The organism is Salinibacter sp. (genome assembly GCF_036626415.1).
Classification (GTDB): domain Bacteria; phylum Bacteroidota; class Rhodothermia; order Rhodothermales; family Salinibacteraceae; genus Salinibacter.
Genome location: NZ_JAZKRW010000142.1, coordinates 1 through 7138 on the forward strand (window position 1 = coordinate 1; position 7138 = coordinate 7138).

The following is a 7138-nucleotide window of genomic DNA, read 5'->3' on the forward strand; positions in this document are numbered from 1 at the left end:
TCACGGATGCTTAGTTCGCCCTTGCGCTCTCTCAGATATCCCCCGCCCAACTTTGCTTGACTGTCTCCTCCAGCTTGGTGCCCCCCAGGCCTGGCTCGACTCGATCAGCCTCCGGGTCGTGCTCCTTGGGGCAGTCCGCATTGTCATCATCCTTGTGCTTGCGGCGCTGGTGCTCGCACTCGTCCGGCGGGGAACTGAACGGTGGATGTCAAGCGTTGCGGACCTCCCGGCAACCGATCCCAAGCGCCAGCGGGCCGTCACGCTCGGCAACCTGCTTCAGTCCATGGCAGGGTACGTCGTGTGGGCCATTGCGGGGATCATGGTGCTCAGCGAGGTGGGACTCGACATCGGCGCGCTCATCGCCACCGCCGGCATTGCGGGCCTCGCCGTGGGATTCGGGGCGCAGACCCTCGTGAAGGACGTGATCGGCGGCATCTTCCTGCTCTTCGACGACATCCTCCACGTTGGCGACCTCGTCACGATCAGTGGCCACACCGGAACAATTGAAGAGATCGGGGTCCGGCTCATCAAGCTGCGGAAATTCGACGGCGAACTCGTCATGATTCCCGCCGGGGAGGTCCGCACTTTTGGCAACAAGAGCGTCCAGTGGGCGCGCGCCATCGTGCCGGTCGGCCTCAGCTACGGGCAAGACATCGACGACATCCTCCCGATCATGGAACGCGTGGCCGGCGAGTGGGCGGCCGAGCATCCGGACATTCTGCTTGAAGAATCGCCGCAGGTACAGGGGCTCATGGACTTTGGCGACTCGTCCGTAACAGCACGGGTGGTGGTACGCGTACAGCCTGGGGAGCAGTACGCCGCGGAGCGCGAACTGCGCCAGCGCCTCAAGCGCACATTCGACGAGAATGGCATCGAGATCCCCTTCCCACAGCGCACGGCACACGTCGTCCAGAGCGAGGCCCCACCCCGGACGCCCGACGCCGACGCTGCATCCGACCCGCCTGCTCCTTCGGACTCTGAGGAGAGCCAATAACCGTCCATGCCTGCCCTCTCCGTCTCGTCGCTGTCGAAGACCTACCGCACCGGCCTACTGCGCCGGGCGTCCGTGCAGGCGCTCAACGGCATTTCGCTGGAGGTGGACGAGGGGGCAATCTTCGGGCTTCTGGGCCCCAACGGGGCGGGCAAGACGACCCTCGTCAAAATCCTGCTCGGGCTCGTGCACCCGACGAGTGGCACGGCGCGCCTCTTCGACCGGCCCGCCGGGTCCCCTGCCGCCCGGCACCGGATCGGGTTCGTCCCCGAAAATCACCGCTTCCCGGGGTTTTTTACGGCCACGCAGACACTACACGCCTACGGCCGGCTGGCCGATGTGCCGCGGACCGAGCGCAATCAGCGCATCCCACAGCTGCTCAAGCGTCTCAACCTCGACGGGCGGGGCGACACGAAGGTTAAGACGTTTTCGAAGGGCATGCTCCAGCGGCTCGGGCTGGCCCAGGCGCTCCTCAACGAGCCCGACCTGCTGTTCCTCGACGAGCCGACCGGCGGCGTCGACCCGGTGGGACGCCGCGCCATTCGCGATATCGTTTTGACGCTACAGGACGAAGGCAAGACCATTTTCCTCAACTCCCACCTCCTCTCCGAGGTGGAAAAGGTCTGCACTCAGATTGCCATTCTGCGGGACGGCACACTGGTCCGACAGGGAAGTGTCGACGAGCTGACCGCCGTGGAACGGGTGTATGATCTCGTCGCCACCCCCATCCCCGACACGCTCCTCGAAACGTCGGACCTTCCGCTCGACCCGTCGCCCGACGGTGCTTCCGTCGAGGCGGACCTCACGCAGTACCGGGTTCGTGCCGACGACCGCACCACCCTCAATGCCGTGCTCGACCGCCTGCGCGAGGCCGACGTGGAAATCGAGTCCATCACCCCGCTCCGCAAGTCCCTCGAAGACTACTTCATCGACGTGGTCGATTCCTCGACCTGAACGGCATGCGTCCCCTGTTCGGTCTCGTCCTAATCACGTTTCGGGAGCTCTGGGCACGAAAAATCGTGCTCGGGCTGTTTCTCATCAGTTCCCTGGTGCTCCTCGTCGTCACCTTCGCCCTGAACCTGGACGTGGTGGAAGGGTCCCTCGCGGGCATCCGCCTCTTCGGGCAGGAGGCGGGGCCCGAGGACATGGGCGACGACGCCCCGCCCCTCACTCTCTCCCGCGTGGTGATCGCGGTGGAGTCCGTCGTGGCCGGTGTGGCGTACTGGATCGGTATCCTGCTCGCCCTCTTCGCCTCCGCCTCGCTGTTCCCCGACCTTCAGTCCGACGGGCGCGTGGAGCTGCTGCTGTCGAAGCCCATCGGTCGCTTGAACGTCTTGTTCGGCCACATGCTGGGGGTCTGGAGTGCCATCGGCATCCTCGCGGTCTATCTGCTGGGCGGGGTCTGGGTCATCATGTCCCTGAAAACGGGCGTCTGGAACCCGCGCTTTCTCTTGTCCCTCCTCCTGGTCGTGGGCATGTTCGCGGTCATGTACGCGGCCGTCATGCTGATGGGCGTCTGGACCGAAAGCACGGCGCTGGGCCTCATCGTGTCCTACGGCCTCATCTTCGTCTCGATGGTGCTGGCCGCCGCCGACCAGATCGGACCCACCCTCGGCCCCGTCGGCAGCCCCGTCTTCTGGGGCCTCTACCACACGCTGCCCAACTTCACGGAGGTCACCCAAATCGTCTCCACCCTCGCCGAAGGAGAGCCGGTGTCGTCCTGGTACCCGTTCCTTTCCTCCCTGCTCTTCGGCGGCGCCGCCTACGGGGTCACGGGCTACTGGTTCGTCCAACGGGACTTCTAATCGTGGGTGTGATCGTGGGCCCGGGCAATCGCGAGGACGGGGCGTCCCTCCAACGGGCGTGGACTTCCCCCACTTCATTTGTTATGTTGCGCCCCCGCTGTTCCCACGGTCTCTCCCTCTCCATGATCTACCGCACGCCCGACGCCCTCGACTTCCACCTTGATCACACTCCGTCGCTCCCCCGCCCGCGACGCGTCGTCCTCACGACCCCCACCCACTTCGACATTGAGTACGTGATCAACCCCCACATGTCGGAGAATGTGGGGACGGTCAACAAAGAGGTCGCCTGGCAGCAGTGGAAGGCTGTGCGCGCCGCCTACACCGCCCTCGACGTCCCGCCCGTCGTGGTAAACGGACGACCCGGGCTGCCCGACATGGTCTTTTGCGCCAATCAGACCCTCCCTTTTTACGATCCCGCCTCCGACACGAAGGGCGTGGTCCTCAGCCGCATGCATAGCAAGCATCGGGCAGACGAGGTGCCCTACTACGCCCAGTTTTTTGAGGCAAAGGGATACAAGGTGCAAAGCCTGTCGGACGGGCTCGACGCGGACTTTGAAGGCATGGGCGATGCCCTTTGGCATCCGGGCCGCCATCTCCTATGGGGCGGATACGGCTACCGGACGAGCCTGGAGGCGTACGAAGCGCTTGACGACCTGCTCGAGGCCCCGATTGTCGCGCTCCGTCTCGTCGACCCCGACTACTACCACCTCGACACGTGTCTCTGTCCCCTGGACGCCGACCACGCCCTCGTGGCCCCAGAGGCCTTCGACGACGCGGGGCGAGCCCTCATCGACACCCTCTTCGAGACCACCATCGACGTCCCAGACCACGAAGCCCGGAACCAGTTTGCCTGCAACGCCCACTGCCCCGACGGCACCCATGTCCTCATCCAAGAGGGCTGCACGGAAACCAACGATCGCCTGCGGGACCACGACTTTACCCCGGTCGAGCTCGATACGAGTGAGTTTCTCAAGGCCGGCGGATCGGTCTTTTGCATGAAACAGATGATTTGGTAAGCCTACGTAGTGGACTGCCGATCCTCAATCTGTGCGTCTCCGGTGCGACCTCAACATGTCAAGGCAGGTCGCTCTGAGCGTAGACGGAGAGCCTCGTCGACGGCGGCGGCGGTGTTCTCGAAGAGATCGTTCGCTTTCGCTCAAGACGACGCGACAGAAATCGAATGTTGAGGTCGCACGCACTCGTACATGTATGCTTGACGCTACAGTAGTGTACGGGGAGGCTCTGGACCTCATGGCGTGAAACTGAGGGAATGACTCCCTTTTCGAACGCCGTAGCGCCTCCATCCCTCTTGCTCCAAACCTCTGTTCGCGGCGGTGTGACCGATCCACGGCTCGTCTCCATCGTTGTCCCCACCCTGAACGAGGAAGATACGATTGCCCCAACCCTCCGACGGGCCCGCCAGCAGGACGGTCCGCTTGAAATTTTGGTGGCGGACGGGGGCTCCACCGACGCCACTCGGTCGGTGGCCCGCACTCACGGCGCGACGGTGGTGCAGGCCCCGAGAGGCCGGGCCGCCCAGATGAACCGCGGTGCTCGAGAAAGCAGCGGCGAGATCCTCCTGTTCCTCCACGCCGACACCTGGCTTCCCTCCGATGGGTTGTCTCGGATTCGGCACGCACTTGCCGAGCCGAACACCATCGCCGGCACGTTTCGCCTGCGCTTCGACGAGCCAACACTGCTTCTTCGCCTCTACGCCTGGTGCACGCGCTGGCCGTGGATTCGCCTCTGCTTCGGCGACCGGGGCCAGTTCATGGAGCAGACCGCGTTTCGCACCGTCGGTGGCTTCCCCGACTGGCCCCTCTTCGAAGACCTGGAGCTTGCGGCCCGGCTCCAGGCACACGGAAGGTTTCACTTCCTGGATGCCGCCGTCACCACGTCGGCCCGCCGGTTCCGTCGTCACGGCCCCCTCCGCCAGCAGCTCCTCAACTTGTATCTCTGGACCCACTACATGTGGGGCACCGACCCTGAACAGGTGGCGTCTCTGTACCTCAATGATCCACACACCAAACGAGAACCGCACTCATAGCCCCTCAATCGCCCTTCCGTGAATATTCAGCGTACATCTTGCATCAGTACGACTTTTGTAATACTAGTTAAGTAGTAAAAAGACACACGCCCGATCCTTTATGCGACGCAAATCCCTGACCCATCTCGGCGAAACGGAAATGGAGGTTCTCCACCACGTGTGGGACCTCGGTGAGGCGACCGTGGCCGATGTGCGCGAGCGCATTCTGGAGGACCGCGACGTGGCATACACCACCGTCATGACGGTGCTCAAGACCCTGGCCGAGAAAGAATACCTCGACTACCACAAGGAAGGCCGGTCGTACGTGTATCAGCCCGCGGAGGAACCGGACGCCGTACAACACAGCCTGTTGCAGCGCCTAATGGAGAAGGTCTTCCAGGGATCGCCCTCGGCTCTGGTGCAGACGCTCGTGCAGCGTGAGGACCTGAGCGACGACGAGCGTGAAGAAATCAAGGCCCTCATCGACGTCCTCGACGAACAGGATTCCGAGACCGATGATGCAAATGGTGCTTGACGGCCTCTCCAGCCTCGGCAGCGCAGCGGTCGATCCATTGTGGCGTCCACTTCTGGCGTGGACCGTCCTCGCACTTCCTCTCTGGGCGCTTCTCAATTGGACGGATCGGCTACACCCGAATGCCGAGTACCGCCTCTCGCAGATTCTCCTTGTAGCCCTGCCGGCCGGTATGGGGGCGGTCGTCATCGCCGAGATGATGCCCGGTGCCCCTCACTCTCCGATGCTTCCCGCCCGGTCGCTCGTCGTGTTGCCGGCGATCGAGGCGAGTACTGGATCGGCGTCGTCCGCCCCATGGACGTGGATGCACGCCGTCGGGCTTCTTACCGTCGGCGCTCTGGGCGTTGGGCTGTTCCAACTGGGTCGCTTTGTGCTGGACGTGGCAGCGGTGGGGCGCGCTCGGCAGCACCTAGAGCCTGCGGCAAGGCCGTCCCTGCAATCCGAGGTGGATCGTCTCCGGGAGCGGTTCGGCGTCCACCGTCCCGTTCAGGTCTGCACCTCGTCGGACGCGGCGGTGCCCATGACACTCGGCGGCCTCCATCCCACGATTCTGGTGCCGGATCGGCTCGTGGACGCGACGGAGAAACTTCGCATGACCCTCCGCCACGAACTCGTCCACATCCGCCGCTGGGACGACTGTGCACAACTGGTGGAGCGGCTCGTCGCCGCCCTGTTCGCCGGCCATCCGCTCGTGGGACGACTCCAAGTGCGGATTGCCGAGGCGCGGGAGCGGGCCTGTGACGCGGCCGTCCTCAACGACGAGAAGACGCCTGCGGGCGACTATGCACGCCTCCTCACAACCTTTGCAGACGAGGGGGCTTCTCACCGCCTCGGTGCCCTTTCGCTTTCCGAATCGCCCTCCTCTCTCATCGACCGCCTGTCTGCCATGCGCTCATCGATGCCCTCGTTGCTTTCGTCACGCTTCGCCCTCGGCACCGTTCTCATCACGGTCGGGCTCGCCCTCACGCTCGGCGTGGTCGCCTGCTCGGATGGCGTCGCGCCCCCCGCCTCCACGGACGATTCAGCCACTACGGAGTCGTCCTCGGCCTCCCCTGAAGACGGCGAGGTGTTCATGGTCGTTGAAGACCCGCCCGAACTCGTAGGCGGGATGAGCGCCCTGCAGGAGTCGATCAGCTACCCGGAGGCGGCCAAAGAAGCCGGGATCGAAGGCCGGGTGATCGTTCAGTTCATCGTGGACCAGGAGGGAAGCGTGACGAATCCGAAGGTCACACGCGGCGTCCAGGAGGTGCTAGACCAGGCCGCCCTCAGCGCCGTGAAGGCCCAGGAGTTTAAGCCGGGCCGGCAGGACGGCGAGACGGTGAAGGTGCAGATGTCGCTGCCGGTCACTTTCAAGTTGCCCAGTCAGCAATCTTCAGAGACCTCCGGACCCGACGCAAGTATTCGAATAGATCCTCCACCGGGCGCACCCAAGATTCAAGACGCCTCGATGCTGCATTCCGTAGGGTACCCGGATCTGGCCGTTAAAGCGGGAATTGAAGGGACTGTGCACGTGACCCTCACTGTAGACGAACAGGGAATACCTCAGAATCCCCGCGTCACGCAAAGCGTGCATGAGTCCTTAGACGCCACTGCACTTGAGTTCGTGCAGAACGCATCATTTACCCCGGTACAGAACGGCGGCACTCCAAGCCGCACACAAATGACGCTGCCGATTCGCTTCGATCTTTCCAATACGGATGAGTGAGCGAATCAGAGTCAGCGTGCCACTTGTCGGGCCGGATGGTCGGGATCGGGCTCGGAGACGCCCCGCTCGGCCGGGTCAC

At 63.9% G+C, this 7138-nt stretch carries 7 protein-coding genes; all 7 read left to right on the forward strand.

Annotated elements, in window-relative coordinates; translation table 11 throughout:
- Positions 1 to 52 precede the first annotated feature (52 nt).
- The 7 genes from V5A20_RS12310 to V5A20_RS12340 all read left to right on the forward strand — a co-directional run bounded on the left by V5A20_RS12310 (position 53) and on the right by V5A20_RS12340 (position 7059).
- A complete protein-coding gene (locus V5A20_RS12310) occupies positions 53 to 994 on the forward strand; it encodes a mechanosensitive ion channel family protein (RefSeq protein WP_332314698.1) in 942 nt (313 codons plus the stop codon).
- 6 nt (positions 995 to 1000) lie between these two features.
- Positions 1001 to 1945 carry an ABC transporter ATP-binding protein gene (locus tag V5A20_RS12315; protein WP_332314699.1) on the forward strand — a complete coding sequence of 315 codons (945 nt, stop codon included), beginning with the start codon at positions 1001 to 1003 and terminating at the stop codon, positions 1943 to 1945.
- Positions 1946 to 1950: 5 nt separating this feature from the next.
- Positions 1951 to 2796, forward strand: coding sequence for an ABC transporter permease (locus tag V5A20_RS12320; protein WP_332314700.1), 846 nt, complete (start codon positions 1951 to 1953; stop codon positions 2794 to 2796).
- 122 nt (positions 2797 to 2918) lie between these two features.
- Positions 2919 to 3812 (forward strand): dimethylarginine dimethylaminohydrolase family protein, encoded by an 894-nt coding sequence (locus V5A20_RS12325; protein ID WP_332314701.1) that lies wholly within the window; start codon positions 2919 to 2921, stop codon positions 3810 to 3812.
- 320 nt (positions 3813 to 4132) lie between these two features.
- Positions 4133 to 4843 carry a TIGR04283 family arsenosugar biosynthesis glycosyltransferase gene (locus V5A20_RS12330; RefSeq protein ID WP_332314702.1) on the forward strand — a complete coding sequence of 237 codons (711 nt, stop codon included), beginning with the start codon at positions 4133 to 4135 and terminating at the stop codon, positions 4841 to 4843.
- Between the two features lie 100 nt (positions 4844 to 4943).
- Positions 4944 to 5357 carry a BlaI/MecI/CopY family transcriptional regulator gene (locus V5A20_RS12335; RefSeq protein ID WP_332314703.1) on the forward strand — a complete coding sequence of 138 codons (414 nt, stop codon included), beginning with the start codon at positions 4944 to 4946 and terminating at the stop codon, positions 5355 to 5357.
- The gene (locus V5A20_RS12340; protein ID WP_332327464.1) at positions 5347 to 7059 is read left to right on the forward strand and encodes a M56 family metallopeptidase; all 1713 of its coding nucleotides are present in this window, start codon (positions 5347 to 5349) and stop codon (positions 7057 to 7059) included. The genes V5A20_RS12335 and V5A20_RS12340 overlap by 11 nt, the downstream gene beginning before the upstream one ends.
- Positions 7060 to 7138 lie beyond the last annotated feature (79 nt).

Coding starts and splice junctions, on each gene's coding strand:
- V5A20_RS12315 (WP_332314699.1), top strand. CDS start 1,001: ATGCCTGCCCTCTCCGTCTCGTCGCTGTCGAAGACCTACCGCACCGGC.
- V5A20_RS12320 (WP_332314700.1), top strand. CDS start 1,951: ATGCGTCCCCTGTTCGGTCTCGTCCTAATCACGTTTCGGGAGCTCTGG.
- V5A20_RS12325 (WP_332314701.1), top strand. CDS start 2,919: ATGATCTACCGCACGCCCGACGCCCTCGACTTCCACCTTGATCACACT.
- V5A20_RS12335 (WP_332314703.1), top strand. CDS start 4,944: ATGCGACGCAAATCCCTGACCCATCTCGGCGAAACGGAAATGGAGGTT.
- V5A20_RS12340 (WP_332327464.1), top strand. CDS start 5,347: ATGGTGCTTGACGGCCTCTCCAGCCTCGGCAGCGCAGCGGTCGATCCA.